This window comes from Saccharothrix hoggarensis (genome assembly GCF_052936025.1).
On record NZ_CP193624.1, the window covers coordinates 413,070 to 430,623 of the forward strand.

Annotated in this window: 14 protein-coding genes; 2 read left to right on the top strand and 12 right to left on the bottom strand. The window is 72.1% G+C overall.

Going from position 1 to position 17,554, the window contains the following annotated elements; all coding sequences use genetic code 11:
- Nucleotides 1-29: 29 nt before the first annotated feature.
- On the bottom strand, nt 30-1,646 hold the full coding sequence (locus ACRAKH_RS02115) for a vWA domain-containing protein (RefSeq protein WP_380723987.1): 1,617 nt from the start codon (nt 1,644-1,646) through the stop codon (nt 30-32).
- Between the two features lie 174 nt (nt 1,647-1,820).
- On the opposite strand from ACRAKH_RS02115, the gene mgrA reads away from it, so the two are divergent.
- Complete coding sequence (mgrA, locus tag ACRAKH_RS02120) at nt 1,821-2,849, top strand: L-glyceraldehyde 3-phosphate reductase (RefSeq protein WP_380723986.1); 1,029 nt, start codon at nt 1,821-1,823, stop codon at nt 2,847-2,849.
- Here mgrA and ACRAKH_RS02125 read toward each other — a convergent pair.
- The 5 genes from ACRAKH_RS02125 to ACRAKH_RS02145 all read right to left on the bottom strand — a co-directional run bounded on the left by ACRAKH_RS02125 (nt 2,846) and on the right by ACRAKH_RS02145 (nt 7,317).
- Nucleotides 2,846-4,255, bottom strand: coding sequence for a sensor histidine kinase (locus tag ACRAKH_RS02125; protein ID WP_380723985.1), 1,410 nt, complete (start codon nt 4,253-4,255; stop codon nt 2,846-2,848). The two genes, mgrA and ACRAKH_RS02125, sit on opposite strands and share 4 nt — an antisense overlap.
- Nucleotides 4,252-4,950: a response regulator transcription factor gene (locus tag ACRAKH_RS02130; RefSeq protein WP_380723984.1), complete on the bottom strand. Its 699-nt coding sequence runs from the start codon at nt 4,948-4,950 to the stop codon at nt 4,252-4,254. The genes ACRAKH_RS02125 and ACRAKH_RS02130 overlap by 4 nt, the downstream gene beginning before the upstream one ends.
- A 59-nt stretch (nt 4,951-5,009) precedes the next feature.
- Nucleotides 5,010-5,744: a hypothetical protein gene (locus ACRAKH_RS02135; RefSeq protein WP_380723983.1), complete on the bottom strand. Its 735-nt coding sequence runs from the start codon at nt 5,742-5,744 to the stop codon at nt 5,010-5,012.
- On the bottom strand, nt 5,744-6,061 hold the full coding sequence (locus tag ACRAKH_RS02140) for a hypothetical protein (protein WP_380723982.1): 318 nt from the start codon (nt 6,059-6,061) through the stop codon (nt 5,744-5,746). The genes ACRAKH_RS02135 and ACRAKH_RS02140 overlap by 1 nt, the downstream gene beginning before the upstream one ends.
- 215 nt (nt 6,062-6,276) lie before the next feature.
- Nucleotides 6,277-7,317 (bottom strand): ADP-ribosylglycohydrolase family protein, encoded by a 1,041-nt coding sequence (locus ACRAKH_RS02145; RefSeq protein WP_380723981.1) that lies wholly within the window; start codon nt 7,315-7,317, stop codon nt 6,277-6,279.
- Nucleotides 7,318-7,520: 203 nt separating this feature from the next.
- Between ACRAKH_RS02145 and ACRAKH_RS02150 the strand changes: the two genes are divergently transcribed.
- Nucleotides 7,521-10,313 carry an AfsR/SARP family transcriptional regulator gene (locus ACRAKH_RS02150; protein WP_380723980.1) on the top strand — a complete coding sequence of 931 codons (2,793 nt, stop codon included), beginning with the start codon at nt 7,521-7,523 and terminating at the stop codon, nt 10,311-10,313.
- 647 nt (nt 10,314-10,960) lie between these two features.
- On the opposite strand, the gene ACRAKH_RS02155 is transcribed toward ACRAKH_RS02150, so the two are convergent.
- From ACRAKH_RS02155 to ACRAKH_RS02180, 6 genes are all read right to left on the bottom strand, one after another.
- The gene (locus ACRAKH_RS02155) at nt 10,961-11,725 is read right to left on the bottom strand and encodes an SGNH/GDSL hydrolase family protein (protein ID WP_380727676.1); all 765 of its coding nucleotides are present in this window, start codon (nt 11,723-11,725) and stop codon (nt 10,961-10,963) included.
- Between the two features lie 363 nt (nt 11,726-12,088).
- The gene (locus ACRAKH_RS02160; protein ID WP_380727674.1) at nt 12,089-13,081 is read right to left on the bottom strand and encodes an N-acetylglucosamine kinase; all 993 of its coding nucleotides are present in this window, start codon (nt 13,079-13,081) and stop codon (nt 12,089-12,091) included.
- Nucleotides 13,078-14,391 (bottom strand): 6-phospho-beta-glucosidase, encoded by a 1,314-nt coding sequence (locus tag ACRAKH_RS02165; RefSeq protein ID WP_380727672.1) that lies wholly within the window; start codon nt 14,389-14,391, stop codon nt 13,078-13,080. Before ACRAKH_RS02165 ends, ACRAKH_RS02160 begins: the two co-directional genes overlap by 4 nt.
- A complete protein-coding gene (locus tag ACRAKH_RS02170) occupies nt 14,388-15,242 on the bottom strand; it encodes a carbohydrate ABC transporter permease (RefSeq protein ID WP_380727670.1) in 855 nt (284 codons plus the stop codon). The genes ACRAKH_RS02165 and ACRAKH_RS02170 overlap by 4 nt, the downstream gene beginning before the upstream one ends.
- On the bottom strand, nt 15,239-16,219 hold the full coding sequence (locus ACRAKH_RS02175; RefSeq protein WP_380727668.1) for a carbohydrate ABC transporter permease: 981 nt from the start codon (nt 16,217-16,219) through the stop codon (nt 15,239-15,241). The genes ACRAKH_RS02170 and ACRAKH_RS02175 overlap by 4 nt, the downstream gene beginning before the upstream one ends.
- 2 nt (nt 16,220-16,221) lie before the next feature.
- Nucleotides 16,222-17,550: an ABC transporter substrate-binding protein gene (locus ACRAKH_RS02180; RefSeq protein WP_380727666.1), complete on the bottom strand. Its 1,329-nt coding sequence runs from the start codon at nt 17,548-17,550 to the stop codon at nt 16,222-16,224.
- Between the last annotated feature and the right edge of the window lie 4 nt (nt 17,551-17,554).

The following is a 17,554-nucleotide window of genomic DNA, read 5'->3' on the forward strand; positions in this document are numbered from 1 at the left end:
TCACGACCACGGGCCGCGACCGGACCCCGCTACCCGCGGTCCACGATCACCTCGTAGCCCACGCCGCCCAGGTCCTCGTCACCCGCGAACTGCACCACGTGCGTCAGGTACCCGCCCGCCGGCGCCTGCCCGTCGGGCGTGAACGTCAACTCCGTCGTGAACCGCTCGCCCGGCTCGACGGCCACCCCGCGCAGCACGGCCCGCCGCGGGTCCACCTGCACCAGCGTCCCGCCGACCGCCTTCACGCCCTCGCCGGCGCCGCCGCCCGCGCGCCACCGCTCGAACAGTCGCGGCCCGAGGTCGATCACGATCGTCCCGGGCAGCGGCTTCACGCCGGTCACCACGAGGTCGGTCCTGACCTGCCCGCCGGTCGCGTTGCCGACGGTGAACCACGACTTCACCGGCTCGGCCGGCTTCGCCCGCACCGTCTGCAGGTTGCGCCACGCGATGTTGTTGTTGTTCTTGGTGTTCAACGCGGTGTTCGGGCCCTCGGCGAACGTCATCGGGTCGGTCGCCGACACCCAGCGCGCCAGCAGGCAGAAGTGGCCCGGCCCCGGGACGTTCGCCCACGGGATCTTCACCACGGTCACCCCGGCGGGCACGCTCACGGCCTGCTGGCCGACGAACACCCAGTCGCCGTTGGTGGCGTTGTCCCACGTCGTCGAGCCGCCGGCGGGCGTCCGGTAGACCTTCAACGTCCCCAGACCCGTCCCGCTGCCGTACGGGCCGGGGTTGTGCAGCCGCACGTGGACGTAGTTCGTCGCGCCCACCACCGGCTGGATGCCCGCGCAGTCCGCGAGGCCGGGGCAGACCTTGATGTCGGGGCTCTGCCACACCGAGCCGTTCGGGTTCGGCTCGGCGCCGGTGTCCGTGGGCTGGTCGTGGAGGAAGACGTCGGTCTGCCGGCAGTCCGCGAGGAACTGCTGGATGGCCGTCGCGGTGCCCGTGCCGTTCGCCGACGCCTGCACGAACGCGCCGCCCGTCGTCGTGGCGTAGTTCTGCATGATCGGCGTGATCGTGCCGCTGAACGCGGCGGACGTCGGCACGTACACCGACGAGACCTTGATCCCGCGCGCCACGGCGTCGTTCGCGCGGGCGGACGCGTTCGCCACGTCCGCGGCGGCGTGGACGTCGTCGAAGCCGCCCGGCCTGGCGTCGGTCACCAGGACCACGAACTTCATCGCGTTCGAGCGCCACACGCCGTCGAAGTCGACGTTCTGCGGCCTGCCCGCGGCCGCCAGGTTGTTGATCACCGTGTTGAGGGCCTCGTCGGACGCCTCCGGCTCACCGCTGCCCGCACCGGCCGCCAGCGTGTTCGTGACGTGGTTCGTCACCGCCGCCGCGTTGCCCGGCGCGAGGTCGCTGTGGACGGACACGTTGTCCTTGAACGTCACCAGCCCCAGTTGGTAGTCGCCGCCCGACGCGGTGACGACGTCGTTGACGATGCTGTTGATGCCGGCCTTGAGGTTCGTGATCGCGCCGCCCATGCTGCCCGTGTCGTCCAGCACGAACGTGACGTCGAGCGGTCCGCACCGACTGGCCGCCGCCGGAGCGGGAGCCGCGGTGGCGGCCGGGGCGAACTGCACCGCCGAGGCGGTCAGGGCCGCGACGGCCAGCAGGACGCCGCGTCTGGATGAGTGCTGCATCAGTGGATCTCTTTCCACTAGTGCTGCCGGACCCACGCGGTCCGGGCGTCCGCACAGCGGTGTGCGGGCACACCAGGCGGATTCCGGGGACCGCGCCCGAGTACGGTCCGAGAAGACCAACTTCGCGCCCGTCCCGGTACGGCGAACGGCGCACCGCCGTGCCAAGGTGGGCGGGTGGCCTACCAACCCGACGCATCGCGGTACGACCGGATGACCTACCGGCGCTGCGGGCGCAGCGGACTGAAGCTGCCCGCCGTGTCGCTGGGCCTGTGGCACAACTTCGGCGACGACCGGCCGTACGAGGCCGGGCGCGCCATCGTCCGCCGGGCGTTCGACCTCGGCGTCACGCACTTCGACCTGGCCAACAACTACGGCCCGCCGTACGGCTCGGCGGAGGTCAACTTCGGGCGCGTGCTCGCCGCCGACCTGCGCCCGCACCGCGACGAGCTGGTGGTGTCGACCAAGGCGGGCTACGACATGTGGCCCGGCCCGTACGGCGAGTGGGGCTCCCGCAAGTACCTGACCGCGTCGCTGGACCAGTCGCTGTCCCGGCTCGGCCTCGACTACGTGGACATCTTCTACTCGCACCGGTTCGACCCGGACACGCCGCTGGAGGAGACGGTCGGCGCCCTGGTCAGCGCCGTCCAGCAGGGCAAGGCGCTGTACGTCGGCATCTCGTCGTACTCGGCGACCAAGACGCGCGAGGCGGCCGAGCTGCTGCGCACGGCGGGCGTGCCGCTGCTCATCCACCAGCCGTCGTACTCCATGCTCAACCGGTGGATCGAGACCGACCTGCTCGACGCCCTCGGTGAGCTGGGCGTCGGCTGCATCGCGTTCTCGCCGCTGGCGCAGGGCATGCTGACCGACAAGTACCTGCACGGCGTGCCGGAGGGCTCGCGGGCCACGCAGGGCAAGTCCCTGTCGCCGGACCTGCTGAGCGAGGCGAACCTGGCGCACGTGCGGGCGCTGAACGAGATCGCGGCGTCCCGGGGCCAGTCGTTGGCGCAGCTGGCGCTCACCTGGGCCCTGCGCGACGACCGCGTCACGTCCGTGCTCGTCGGGGCGAGCAGCGTGGGGCAGCTGGAGGACAACATCGCCGCCCTCGACGGCCCGCCGCTGACCGACGACGAGGTGGAGCGGATCGACGAGCACGCCGTCGAGTCGGGCATCGACCTGTGGGCGGAGTCGTCCAACGCGGGTTAGCGGTCGTGGCGGTGGCGCGGCAGGTTCACGGTGAAGACCGTCGAACCCGGCCTGCTCGCCAGCTCCACCGTGCCGCCGTGCGCGGCGACGAGGGAGTGCGCCACCGCCAACCCCAGGCCGCTCCCGCCGCGGCCTCTGGTGCGTGAGTCGTCCACGCGGTAGAAGCGGTCGAAGATGCGGGCCTGGTCGGGTGGCGGGATGCCGGGGCCGGTGTCGGCGACCGCCAGCACGACCGCGTCGGCGGACTCCGCCACGGACAGCGCCACGGCGGTGCCCGCGGGCGTGTGCACGGCGGCGTTGGTGAGCAGGTTGTCCACGACCTGGCGCAGGCGGAGCGGGTCGAACGCCAGGCGCACCGGGCGGTCCGGCACGGTCAGCGCCAGCGGGTGGGTGGGGCGGGCCGCGCGGAACGCGTCCGCTGCCTCCCGAGCCAGCGCGGCGACGTCGCCGTCGGTGAGGCGGAGCGGGGTCTCCAGCTCCGCCGAGTCGAGCCGGGCGAGCAGCAGCAGGTCGTCCAGCAGCACGCTCATCCGCGACGCCTCCGAGCGCAGCTTCTCCAGGTGCGCCTCCCGCTCCTCCGGCGCGTTGGCGGCCGCGTAGCGGAACAGGTCCGCGTAGCCCCGGATCGACGTCAACGGCGTGCGCAGCTCGTGCGACGCGTCCGCGATGAACCGGCGCAACCGCTGCTCGGCGGCCGTGCGGGCGGCCAGCGACGAGTCGATGTGCTCCAACATCGTGTTGAACGCGCTGCGCAGCTCCTCGACCTCCACGCCGCCGTCGCCGCCTTCCGCGCGCACCGGCAGCCGCGCCGAGTCGGTCAGGTCGTGGGACGTGATGTCGTGCGCGGTCCGGGCCATGTCGCTCAACGGTCGCAGCCCGCGCCGCAGCACGGCCCGCCCGATCACCACGAACGCGACCAGCGCCAGCAGGAACGTGGCGACCTCCACGACGACGAGCCGCCGCACGGTCCACGTGATGTCGTCCATCGGCGCCGCGCTCACCAGCACCACGCCGTCGGACACGGGGCAGCCGCGCAGCCGGTACGTGCCGTCGCCCCTGAGGTGGTCGGTCCGGTACACGGTCCGCGCCCCGGTGACCTCCAGCGCGACCTCGGCCATGTCCTCGGCGTCGGCGGGCAGGTCGTCGCGGTTCACCGGCCGGGCCACCCCGTCGCGCACCTCGTAGACGACGGAGTACCAGCCGTAGGCGGCGCCCTTGAGCGTGCCGTTCTTGGCGTAGTCCTTCTTCAGCGACGTCTGGGTGAGCTCCATCTGCGCGTCGAGCCGCTGCGACAGGTACCCGTGCATGCTCGTCGCCATCACCGTGCCGACGACCGCGAACACGGCCAGCGCGAGCGCGCCGAGGCCCAGCGCCAGACGGGTGCCGAGGCGGAGCCGGCGCTTCACCCCGCCGCCCGCCGCAGCGCGTAACCCACGCCGCGGACGGTGTGGATCAGCGGCTCGCCGCCGTCGTCCAGCTTGCGCCGCAGGTGCGACACGACCAGCTCGACCACGTTGGACCGGCCGCCGAAGTCGTACTCCCAGACGTGGTCGAGGATCTGGGCCTTCGTCAGCACGGCGGGCGAGCGGCGCATCAGGTAGCGCAGCAGCTCGTACTCGGTGGGCGTGAGCGTGACGAGCCGGCCGCCGCGCCGCACCTCGCGGGTGTCCTCGTCCAGCGCGAGGTCCGCCACCTTCAGCACGGACCGCTTCCACGCCGGGCCGGTGGACCGCCGCAGCACGGCCCGCAGCCGCGCCATCAGCTCCTCCACCGAGAACGGCTTGACCAGGTAGTCGTCACCGCCGCGGGTGAGGCCGGCGACCCGGTCGGCGGTGCCGTCGCGGGCGGTCAGGAACACCACCGGCACCATCGCGCCCGCCGACCGCAGCCGGTCGAGCACGGTGAAGCCGTCGAGGTCGGGCAGCATCAGGTCGAGCACGACGATGTCGGGGTGGAAGTCCGCGGCGGCGCGCAGCGCGGCCTCGCCGCTGCCCGCCGTCACCGCCTGCCAGCCCTCGTACCGGGCGACCGTCGCCACGAGGTCCGCGATGTGCGGCTCGTCGTCCACCACGAGCAGCCGGACCGCTGTGCCCTTGTCCACGCGCTCATGGTGCGGCACCGCCACCCGGCGGGCGAGGCCGTCCGGGGCCGGCGGCCGGATCAACAGGGAGTCGACAGGTCGGCGACAGGCAGCCGGGCCGTCCGCCGCGCCCGCGGGCTGGTGAACGCCGGTGGCGGCCCGTGCCACTCGCCCAGCGCGACGAGCGTGCGGTAACGCATGGCGCGCACCACTTCTCGGAACCGGGGGCCGGGCTCGTCGCGCAGCAGCGGGAGGGCCTCGTGCAGCCGTCCCAGGTTCGCCAGCACCGCGCCGCGGTGCGCCTCCAGCTCGGCCGCGTCGATCCACCACGCCCACGGCGGCGCCGAGGGGTCGTCGTCCAACGCCGCCCGCGACCGGTCGAGGGCGCGCAACGCGGGCGTCGCCAACCCCATCCGGGAGTACGCGCGCGCCCGCCGCAGCGCGAACATCGCCCGCACCCTCGGCGAGCCGGTGGTCGCCTCGCCCGCGTCCGCCAGGCGCAGCGCCTCGGCGAACCGCCCGACGTGGGCGCGTTGCATCGACATGGTCAACAGGGTCAACGCCGCCAGCTCGCGGTTCCCCGCCGCACGGGCCAGCGCCAGCGCAGCCGCGTTGTGCCGGTGCGCCTCCGCCTGCCGCTCCTCCTCGAAGAGAATCCAGCCCGTCACCTCGAACAGCTCCGCCAGCGCGTCCGCGGTGTCGGGCCGCACGGCCGGCGCGTGCCGGACCGCCAAGAGCGCGAGGTGACCAACGTCACTCCCGCTCTCGTCCAGGGCGATCAACAACCGCGTGACCGCCCGGATGCCCGCGGGCACTAGCCGAACCGGGACAGGCGCAGACCGGACACCCGCGCGCCGTCCCGGTGGGAGAGCACGGCGGCGGGCAGCCGGTGGGCCGTGCCCGCGAGCCACTCGACCCACGACTCGCCCCTGCGCGGCGACTCCTGGCCCGCCAACGCGTCCGCGAAGATCGCCGCCGCCATCGCCTCCGGCGGCTCCGCCTTGTTCTTCACGTGCCAGTAGATCGCGGGCGCCCGCACGTCCGGCTCGGCCGCGAGGCGGCGCAGCGTCAGGCCGACCTCGTCGAGCAGGTCCAGCGCCGCCCGCACGATCGCTTCCCGTCCCGGCGCCACGCGGCTGATCGTGCCCGACCACTTCACGTTGTTAAGGAGGTGGGCCGCCTGTGACGGGGCGCACGCGCCCTGCTACGGTCTTCGCACGGGTTTCCCGCTCCACGGAAGGTCGGCCGGGTTCCGCGCTCGGGGCGTGTCCCACCGCCGATCACGTGGAGAGCCGGCCTCGGTCGCACGCATTCGGGAACGTGCGTGCCGAGGCCGGCTTTCACCCGTCACGAGTACCGGGCGAAGTCGAACTCCTGCCCCGTCACCGAACGCCCCAGGTCGGAACCCAGTTCGGTGAGCAGGTCGACCAGTTCCAGCCCTGCCAGCCAATCCCGCGGCAACGCCGCCGTGCCGTGCAGCGCGCCCAGGATGTTCCCCGTCAACGCCGCCGTCGCGTCGCTGCCGCCCGAGTGGTTGGCCGCCGCGCGCAGCGCGTCCACGAACTGCGACCGCTTCGGGTACACCAGCACCGTGTGCACGGCGATCGCCAGCGCCTCCGGCCCTGTCCACCCGCTGCCCAGCCGGTCCACCCGCACCGAGTCGAAGCCCTGCGCCCGGTGCTCGTCGGCGAACACCACGGCCCGGTTCAGCGTGTTCGCCGTGTACGGGTCGTCCCGCAGCACCCGTCCGATGACCTGGTCCACGGCCTCCCGCATCGGCCGCCCGCGCACCGCCAGCAGGTGGATGAGCAGCGAGAACGCCCCGCCGGACACCCAGCCGCCCGTGCCGCCGTGGGTGAGCGCGGCGAACCGGCACCCCAGGTCGTAGGCGATCTCCGCGCTCGGCGCGAACCCGGCCGGCGCGGTCCGCGTGACGCCGTTGCAGCCGGACGACTCGTTCTGCGGCTCCTCCGGCGTCGGCGGCGTGTCGGCGGCCAGCGCGCGCAGGCACGTCAGGCCGGGCGACCGGCTGGAGTACAGCCGCTCGTCGCCGACCAGGCCCGTCGCGCCCGGCTCCGGCGCGGCCACCTGCTGCGTGACCAACCAGCGCCGGTAGCTCTGCCACACGACCTCGATCGGGTCCCACTCGCCGGTCGTCCGCCCGCGCACCCACGCCCGCAGGTACCCGTCCGCGGTGAACAGGGTGAGCTGCGTGTCGTCCGTGACCAGCGCCGGGCGCGGCGGGGCGAGCACGCCCTCCGGGCCGTGGTCCCGCTGGATGTCGGCCCAGCCCAGGTACTGGACGGGCGCGCCAAGCGCGTCGCCGAGCGCGCCGCCCAACAGGCAGGCGGCGCCACGGTCGACCACGTTCATCGGCTCGCGCGGCAATTGCCCTCCTGCACTCGCCCAGAACTCGGCCGGGACTCTCCGGGGTCAAAACCCTAGCCGTCGGCCGACCGCCCGGTGTTGGGAGCACGAGTAGTTGACCAAGCAACATCTACCCACAGGTATCTAACGACCCACCCGGCGCACCTGATCCAGTGACCGAGCCGTACGGCCGACGGCGCAAGCGCACGAGGCGGGGGAGGGGCATGGCTGACCGGAGCAAGAGCGGGCTGGAGTTCGGCGTCCTCGGACCGTTGCAGGTGCTCGCGGACGGCCGCCAGCTCGTCATCGGCCGCAAGGGGATGCGCGGACTGCTCGCGATGCTGGTGCTGGAGGCCAACCGGGTCGTCCCGATCGACGAGATCGTGGACAGCCTGTGGGCCGACGACCCGCCCGCGACGGCCAGGACCATCGTGCACGGCTACGTGTCGCGGCTGCGCCGGATGCTGGAGCAGGCCGACCCGGCCGGCTCGGCGCGGATACTCACCACACCGCCCGGCTACCAGCTGTCCGTCGACCCGTGGCGGCTCGACTTCCACCGGGCGCGGCAGCTCGTGGCCGGCGCCCGCGGCAAGCCCGCGCCGATCCGGGCGCAACTCCTGCGCGAGTCGCTCGGCCTCTGGCGCGGCCAAGTGCTGACCGACGTGCCCGGCGACCCCATCACCACCGACCTCGAAGAGCTCCGGCTCGCCGCGGTCGAGGAGCGCATCGAGGCCGAGCTGGAACTGGGCCGCCACCTGGAACTCGTGGGCGAGCTGCGACAGCTCGTCAACGAGCACCCGTTCCGGGAACGGCTCGTCGGCCACATGATGCGCGCCCTCTACCGGTCCGGTCAGCGCGCCGACGCCCTCGACGCCTACCAGCGCTTCCACCGCCGCGTCGTGGACGAACTGGGCATCGACCCCGGACCCGGCCTGCGCGTGCTGCACGAGCAGGTGTTGCGGGACGACCCGGCGCTCAGCTCGCCCGGCCACGCCGAAGTGGTCTCCGTGCCGCCGCGGCCCGGCGTGGTCGTGCCCGCCCAGCTCCCCGCCGCCGCCAGCGGGTTCATCGGCCGCGACGAGGAACTGGCGTGGCTGGACCGGCTGTGCGACGCCCGCGACCTCACCGCCACCACGATCGCCGTCGTCAACGGCGCGCCGGGGATCGGCAAGAGCGAACTCGCCGTCACCTGGGGGCACCGCCGCGCCGAGCAGTTCCCCGACGGCCTCCTGTTCGCCTCCTTCAACGGCTTCGCGCCCGACCGCGACCCCGTCGAGCCCGCCGAGGTGCTGGCCCGGTTCCTGCACGCGCTCGGCGTGCCCGCGGACGGCGTGCCGCGCGACCTCGACGACCGCGTCGGCCTCTACCGGTCGATCGTCGCCAAGCGCCGCGTCCTCGTCGTGCTGGACGACGCCTGGGACCCCGAGCACGTCCGGCTCCTCCTCCCGCCCGGCGCGGGCTCCGTCGTGCTCGTCACCTCGCGGCGCAGGCTCGAAGCGCTCGTCGTCAGCAACGGCGCCCGGATGCTCACCCTCGACACGCTGTCCGAAGAGGAATCCGTCCGCCTGGTGGACGAGGTCGTCGGCAAACCGCTCTCCGAGCAGGAACCCGCCGCCGTGCGCAAGCTCGCCGAACTCTGCGGCAACCTCCCGCTCGCCCTGCGCATCGCCGCGGCCAAGCTCGTGTTCAGTCCGGAGTGGACAGTGGCGGACCTGGTCGGTCGGCTCTCCGACGACGACTCGCGGCTGCGCACCCTCGACCTCGCCGACACCGGCGTCGGCCGCGCGCTCGCCGTCTCCTACCGCAACCTGCCGCCCGAACTGGCCGACACGTTCCGCGCCGCGGGCCTCGTCCCCGGCCGCTGGGTGAGCCCGCACGCCATCGCCGCCGTCTGCGACATCGACCTCACCACCGCCGCCGCGCGGCTCGCCGACCTCGCCGACGCGCACCTGCTCGTGGAGCAGTGGCGCGGCGGCTTCGTCCTCCACGACCTCGTCCGCCTCTACGCGCGGGAACTGCTGGACGACCAGGACCGCGACGGCGCGCTGTGCCGCCTGATGGACCACTACCTCGCCGCCTGCGACCACGCCCGCCGGCTCATCCGCCCCGTCCACGACGGCCTCTCCTTCACCGGCGACAAGACCACGCCCAAACCCGCCACGTCCGCGCAGGCGCTGTCCTGGTTCGACAAGGAGTGGCCCAACCTCACCGCGCTCGTCCACGCGGGAGCGGACGCCGGCCTCCACCGCCAGGTCTGGCAACTCGTCCGGCTGGTCCACACCTACTGCGTGACCCGACTCGTCAGCCGGGAGTGGCGCGGCATAGCCGAATTCGGCCTCACCGCCGCCCGCGCCACCCACGACCGGCGCGGCGAGGTCCTGATCCTCCACGCCATGCACGACATCAACAACCGGGCCGGCGCGCTGCGCGGCACCCTCGAACACGCCCAGCTCGCCCACCGCATCGCCGCCGAACTCGGCGAACCCCGCTACCTCGTCATGACCCTCGACCAACTCGCCCTCGCGCTCGTCGCCGAAGGGCGCGTCGAAGAAGCCCTGAACCACCAGCGCGAAGCCGTCGAACTCGCCCGACGCGACGGCGACGCACTCGGCGAAGCCACCGTCCTCAACAACCTCGCCCAGGTCGAACAACGGCTCGGCCACCGCGAAACGGCCGCACAACACCAGTTCCTGGCGATGGAGATATACCACCGCAACGGCGACGAACGCGCCTACGCCGTCGCCGTGAACAACCTCGCCGAACTCTACGCCGAACTCGGACTGCTCCCCGAAGCCGAAGAACACGCCCGCCAAGGCGTCGAACTCGCCCGAGGCGGCTCCATGCAGTTCGAAGAGGCCTTCGGCAGGCAAGTCCTCGGCTCCGTCCTCGCCAGACGCGGAGAACGCGTTGCCGCACAAGCGGAGCTGGCGGAATCGCTACGGCTGTTCGAACGCCTCGGCTCCCCGCGGGCCATGTTGGTCCGAACGGCCCTTGAAGCCTTGACCTCAGAGGTTTAGCCGGTGTTTAGCACTCCCGCGCCAAGACGTGGGAACTTGGAACCGCGCCGAACACGCCACTGGCGTACGGCGCTGGGTGGCTTCTTGGTAGGGGGAAACCAGGGGGGAAAGCCACCCAACCGGCTGGCCGGCGTTCGGGGGAGAGCGCCGGCCAGCTGTGTTTGATTGCGCCGCCTTCGGCGTCGCGGCTCGGTCGCCATTGAGTCGGTCGTTCACGTCGGTTTTTCCGGCGATCGAAAAGCGTGATCGCCGGAAAAACCGACGTGAACGACCGACGCGACACTCGCGGCCGTGGTCTCGTCCACTTCGAGATGATCAATCGCGCAGACGCGTCCCGACCCAAAGCGATCAATGCGGAACCGTGGCGTGGGCGGTTGCGGCTCCCTCATTGGTCTTGCTGAGGGACGGTTGATCGCAGTTCCGGACGGGCCGACGAGGCTTGACTTGACATGGGTTCGGGTGCCATGGGCTGGTCGGAGCCGGCAGGCTTGGCGGGCGCTTTATCCGCCATGCCTGCCGGTTGCGGCCTGCCTCCGGTGCCCGTAAGGGCCCCATGTCACATCAAGCCGGACTGAACAACAGGGCTTGCCCCAGACCAACCCCGCACCCACCGTGCAGCCGGAAGCGAAACCGGCGAACAGCAGCTCTCAGTCGCACACCGGCAGCAACTCAGGCCGCTTCGGGGCCACGCCGTCCCCCATCGACTCGCCCCGCAGCTGCCGCCCGATCCACGGCACCACGTGCTCCCGAGCCCACTTCAGGTCGTGCCGGCGCTGCGTCATCCAGTCCCGGTCCACCAACGGCGGCCAGGGGGTGTTCCACTGCTCCTCCGGCTTCAGCCCCAGCACCTCCGCCGCCCGCAGCGCCACCCGCCGGTGACCCTCGGACGACAGGTGCAGCCGGTCCTCGCTCCACGCGCGCCGGTCGTGCAGCACCGTCATCGACCACAGGTCGACCACCTTGCAGTGGTAGCGCTCGGCGACCGACCACAGGTGGCTGTTGTAGATCGCGACCTTCCCGCGCAGGGACCGCAGCAGCGGCGCGTGCTTCGGGTCGAAGCCGGTGAAGATGAGCACTTCCGAGCCGGCCGCCCGCAGTTCGGCCACCGCGATCTCGTACACCTCGGCCAACGCGTCGGCGTCGCTGCCGGGCACCAGGATGTCGTTGCCACCCCCGCAGAACGTCACCAGCTTCGGCTTCAGCGACACCGCCAGCGGGATCTGCTCGTCGACGATCTCCTGGAGCATTTTGCCCCGGATCGCCAGGTTGGCGTACCGGAAACCCGCCCGCCGGGCCGAGAACATCGCCGCGAGCCGGTCCGCCCAGCCCACGTAGGTGCCGTTCGGCGCCGGGTCGTCCATGCCTTCGGTGAAGCTGTCCCCCAGTGCGACGAAGCTGTCCAATCCCTCCATGCGTCCCTCCCTCCGCGCGGCACCCCCACGACCGCGCACGTCAGCATGCAACGCGAGGTCGGCCCTACGCCACCGTCGGTTGGGAAGCCCGTTATCAAGGTGTCACTCGGTGCGGTGGACCTGTGTCGCGAATGGGTGATTCCGCAGGTTCTGGGCGCTTTGGTGCGGTGCAGATCACGCCACGAAAGCCGGGGAAAGGCTGAGCGAACGGGACCGGGGGGAAGGACCCGAGCGAAGAACCGTGCGAAGAGCCGAGGAAGGGTTGAGAGAAGGGACCCGAGCGAAGAACCGAGCAAAGGAGCCGAGGGAACGGCCGAGGCAAGGCCCCCGGAGAAGGCCTGGGCGAGCCCACGGGAGAGCGCCTCACCCCACGGCGGCCACCGGTGCCTCGTACGCCGTCCGCAGCCGGACCTCCGCCCCCGGCGCCGCGCCCAACGCGTCCAGCCCCAGCAGCGCCGCCCCCACCACCGGCGGCACGTCCACCACCCGCACCCGCACCGCGGGCGCGTCCACCCGCAACCGGGCGTCGACCGCGTCGACCACGACCCCGCCCGTCCCGGTCAGCACCCCGCCGCCGAGCACGACGTCCACCGCCTCGCCCAGCAGCCCCAACCGGGCCAGCGACACCCGCGCCAGCAGCACGACCTCCTCCACGAGCCGGTCGACCACCGCCCGCGCCACCGCGTCACCCGCGGCCGCCACCTCGAACAGCACCGGGCACAGCGCGTGCGGGTCGAACTCGACCTCCCCGAAGTGCAGCCGCTCGACCACCTCGGCCAACGTCGCCGCGCCGTAGTGCGCGACCACGGCGTCCAGCAGCGCGGTCGGCTCGCCCCGACCGTCCTCCGCCCGCACGGCCAGCCACAGCGCCTCCGACCCGAGGTGCCCGCCGCCGCCCCAGTCGCCCGAGATCCGGCCGAGCGCGGGGAACCGGTGGGTCCGGCCGTCCGGCGCGACCGCGACGCAGTTGATCCCCGCCCCGCACACCACGGCCACCCCGATCCCGTCCGGCGTGCCGGCCCGGAGCAGCGCGAACGTGTCGTTGCCGACGACCGTCGTCGCCGACCACCCGCGCGCCTCGATGGCGGCGCGGAGGTCGTCCTCCTCCTTCGGCAGGTCCGCGCCCGCCAGGTACGCGGCGGTGTGGGTGGCGATCGGCTCGTCCGCCGCCAGCCCCGCCCGGCGCGCCGCCTCGCGGGCCATGCCCTCGAACACGTCCACGCTCCGCGCGACGCCCACGTTCTGCGGTGACGCGCCGGGCCCGCGCACCTGTGCGAGCACCCGGCCGTCCACGTCCACCAGCGCCAAGGCCGTCTTGCTGTTCCCGCCGTCGATGGCGAGCACCCGGTCCGTCACACCGTCCCCTTCGCCCACGGGAGGAAGTCCGCGTTGCGCGCCACGAGCTCGTCGGCCAGCCGCTCGGCGACGGCGTGCTGCCCGATCAGCGGGTGCGCGAGCAGCGCGTCGGCCACCCGGTCGCGCCCGCCGTGCACCGCCGCGTCCAGCGCCAGGTGCTCGTAGGCCGTCACGTGCGAGATCAGGCCCGAGACGGACGGCGGCACGGGCGGCACGGGCAGCGGTGACGCGCCCTTGTCGTCCACCACCGCCGGCACCTCGATCACCGCGTCGTCGGGCAGGAACGGCAGCGTGCCGCCGTTGCGGACGTTCACCACGTGCTGCTCAGCGCCACCGAACCCGCCGCCACCACCCCCGCCAAAACCCCCGCCAGAACCCCCGCCGGTCAACGCGTGCACGAGCTGCACCGCCGCCTCCGAGTAGTACGCCCCACCGCGTTGCGACAACAGGTCGGGCTTGGTCACCACCCGCACGTCGCCGTACAGGTCGAGCAGTTCCTTCTCCACCCCGGCCACCACCTCGGCGCGCGACGGTTCCGTCTTCTGCTTCCGTACGACCTCGTCGTGGTCGTAGAAGTACTTCAGGTAGTACGACGGCACCATCCCCAGCCGCCGCATCAACGCCGCCGGCAGCCCGATGTGCTCAGCCAGCGCGTCACCGTGCCGCGCCAGCAGCTCGGGCAGCCGGTCGACGCCGTCCACGAACACCCCGGTCTCCCAGGTCAAGTGGTTGAGCCCGACGTGCTCCAGCCGCACGGACTCCGGCTCGACGCCCAGCAGCGCCGACGTCCACCGCTGGAACGTGATGGCGACGTTGCACAGCCCCACCGCCCGGTGCCCCGCGGCCAGCAACGCCCGCGTCACGATCCCCACCGGGTTGGTGAAGTTCACGATCCACGTGTCGTCGCCCGCCACCGCCCGGACCCGGTCGGCGATGTCCAGCACCACCGGCACGGTGCGCAGCGCCTTGGCCAACCCGCCCGCGCCGGTCGTCTCCTGCCCGACGCAGTCGCACGCGAGCGGGAACGCCTCGTCCGACGCGCGGGCCGCCTGGCCGCCCACGCGCAGCTGCAGCAGCACGGCCGACGCGCCGTCCACGCCCCGCTCCAGGTCCGACGTGGTGGTGACGACCGCCGGGTGCCCGGCGTGCTCCAGCAGCCGCCGCGCGAACCCGCCGACGACCTCCAGCCGTGCCACGTCGGGGTCGACCAGCGCGATCTCGTCCACGGCGAGGCTGGTGCGCCGCCCCGCGATCCCGTCGACCAGCTCCGGCGTGTAGGTCGACCCGCCTCCGACAACGGTGAGCTTCACCCTTTGACCCCCGTGAATGTGATGCCCTTGACGAACGAGCGCTGCGCGAACGCGAACAGCACGACCGCCGGGACCATGATCAGCAGCGTGACCGCCATCGCCAGGTTCCACTGCACGTGGTGCATGCCCTTGAACGACGCCAGCGCGAGCGACAGCGTCCACTGGTCCGGCTCCTCGCTGGTGTAGAGCAGCGGGCCGAAGTAGTCGTTCCACGTGTAGAGGAAGCAGAACAGCGCGGTCGCCGCGATGCCCGGCCGCGCCATCGGCACGACGATCCGCGTCAGCGCCTGGAACTCCGTGCACCCGTCCACCCTCGCGGCGTCCACATAGGACTGGGGGATGGTGAGGATGAACTGGCGCAGCAGGAAGATGCTGAACGCGTCGAAGAGGAAGTACGGCAGGATCAACGGCCACAGCGTGCCCGTCAGCCCGAGGCTCGACCACGTGTCGTACAGCGGCACGGCCACCACCTGCGGCGGCAGCATCATCGCGCCCACCACCAGCAGGAAGACGACGTTCCGCCCGCGCCACCGCAGCTTCGCCAGCGCGTACGCCGCCGGGATGGACGAGAGCAACATGCCCGCCGTGGCCAGCAGCGAGTAGAGCATGCTGTTGCCCAGGTACTCCAGCAGCGGCGCCTTGTCGAACACCTCCAGGAAGTTGCCCCAGTGCCACTCGCGCGGCCACAGGTCCTTGGTGAACGCCTGGCTGTCCGACATCACTGCCGTGAGGAACACGAACACGATCGGCAGCGTGAACATCAGCGCCAGCGCCAGCCCGAGGCTGTGCACCGCGACCCAGTCCAGGCCCTTCCGCCACGGCAGGGGCCGCCGCCCGACGGCCGCCGTCATGACTCCTCCTGGTGCGACGCCTTGCGCATCCGCTGCACGAGCAGCGCGGTCGCCGCGAACGAGATGACGAACAGCACGGTCGCCATCGCCGACGCGTACCCCATGTCGAAGTAGCGGAAGCCCTGCGTGTACAGCCACACCGGGAACGTCAGCGTCGAGTTCTCGGGGAAGCCGAGCACCTTGGTGGACCCCGTGACGTCGGCCGACCCGCTGGCCGCCGACCCCGCGACGACGGCCTGCGTGAACAGCTGCAGCGCCAGGATGATCGAGTTCACCACGCCGAACACCAGCACCGGCGAGATCGTCGGCAGGGTGACGTGCCACCACCGCCGCACCGCGCCCGCGCCGTCCAGCTCGGCCGCCTCGTACTGATCCCGCGGCACGTCGAGGATCGCCGCCAGCATGATGATCATCAGGTCGCCGGACACCCACAGCATCACCGCCGCGATGCCCGGCTTGGCCCACACCGGGTCGGCGAACCACAGCGGCCCCTCGACGCCGAACCACCCGAGGAAGGCGTCCAGCGGCCCCTCGTTCGGCCGCAGGACCAGGAAGAACACCAGGGTCGCCGCCACCGGCGGGGCCAGCGACGGCAGGTAGCACAACGTCCGGACCAGCCCCACGCCCGACCTCAGCCGGGCGACGACCGACGCCACGCCCAGCGCGAACACCACCCGGGCGGCGGTCAGCACCACCACGAACCACAGCGTGTTGGCGACGGCGGTGCGGAACAGCTCGTCGGAGAACATGTAGGCGTAGTTCTCCAGCCCGGTCCACTCGGGCGGGTTGATCAGGTCGTACCTGGTGAACGAGAACCCGATCGTCGCGACCAGCGGGTAGCCGAAGAACAGCGCGAACCCGAGGATCGCGGGCGCCAGGAACGCCAGCACGGTCAGGCGGTGACGGGCGCGGGAGCGGGACCGCCCCTTGGCGGGGGCGGTCCGCACCACGTCCACGCGGTCGAGCGTGGCCGTCATCCCTACTTGCCGCTCTTCGCGATCTGCTCGTCGATCCGGCGGTCGACGTCCTCCAGCCCGGCCATGAGGTCGGGCACCTTGCCCGCCTGCCACGACGTGGCGAAGTCGCCGACGGCCTTGATGTGCGCGTCGCCGATGGGCGTCACCGGGTTGCCCTGGAGCTTCCCGGACGTCGCCAGGTCGATGAACGTTTTGAAGTTCTCGTCGACCTCCAGCCGCGGGTCGGCCAGGGCGGCCTTCGTGCTGGGGATGTTCTTGATCCCGTTGGCCAGGTCCACGATGGTCTCGGTGTCGAACGACAGGTGCTTGATCAGCTCCCACGCCGCGCCGGGGTTCTTCGCGCCCTTGGGGATGCCCATGATCGTGCCGGTGGTGAACCCGATGCCGTACAGCTCCGGCTTGACCGTCGGGAACGGCGCCGTGCCGAACCGCACGTCCGGCGCCTGGTCCTCGAGGAACGCCGTGCGGTACTCGCCGTCGATCATCATGGCGATCTTCTTCTGGTGGAACGCGTGGTCGGTGGAGTACTCCTGGCCGAGCCCGGCGCGGAACCGCTCCAGGTTCTCGTGGCCGTAGAAGTCGACGAGCTCCTTCTGGAACTCCAGCATCGCCGCCCACTCCGGCGACGCCAGGCCGGACCTGCCGTCCGGGGTCTCCCACTTCGCGCCGAAGTTCGGCGCCCAGATCGGCGGCCGGTTCGCGTAGAACAGCATGGTCGGCAGGAAGCCCGCGACCTCGATCGAGCCGTCCGCAGCCTTCTTGGTCGTGCGCTTGGCGAAGTCCAGCAGCTCGGCCGTCGTCCTGGGCGGCGCGGTGATGCCCGCCTCGGCGAGCAGGTCCTTGTTGTAGTACAGCCCGTACACGTCGCTGAGCAGCGGCATCGCGCACCGGTTGCCCTTGTACTCGGTGTAGGAGCGGACCGCGTCCGGGATCTGGCCGAGGTCGACGCCGTCCCGGTCGATGTAGGGCTGGAGCGGCTGGAACGACCCGCTGGAGCAGAACTGGCCGATGTTGTCGGTGGTGAACGACATGGCCACGTCCGGCGGGTTGCCGCCGCGGATGCCCGCGGTGATCTTGTCGTCGTCCTGGCTGCCCTCGTGCTTGATCTCGGCGTTGGGGAACTTCTCCTTGAAGCTCTCCAGCGCCTTGGTGACCTCGGCCTGCTCGCGGCCCGAGTAGTTGCTCCAGACGGTCAGGGAGAACTCGTCCTCCTTGCCGGGAGCCGCCGCCGGCCCGGACCGCTCTGACTCGGTGCCCGAGCCTGCCGCGCAAGCGGTCAGGGACACCGCCGCGGCCACGCACAGCAACGCTGCGCGGTGGAGCTTGCGCATCTGC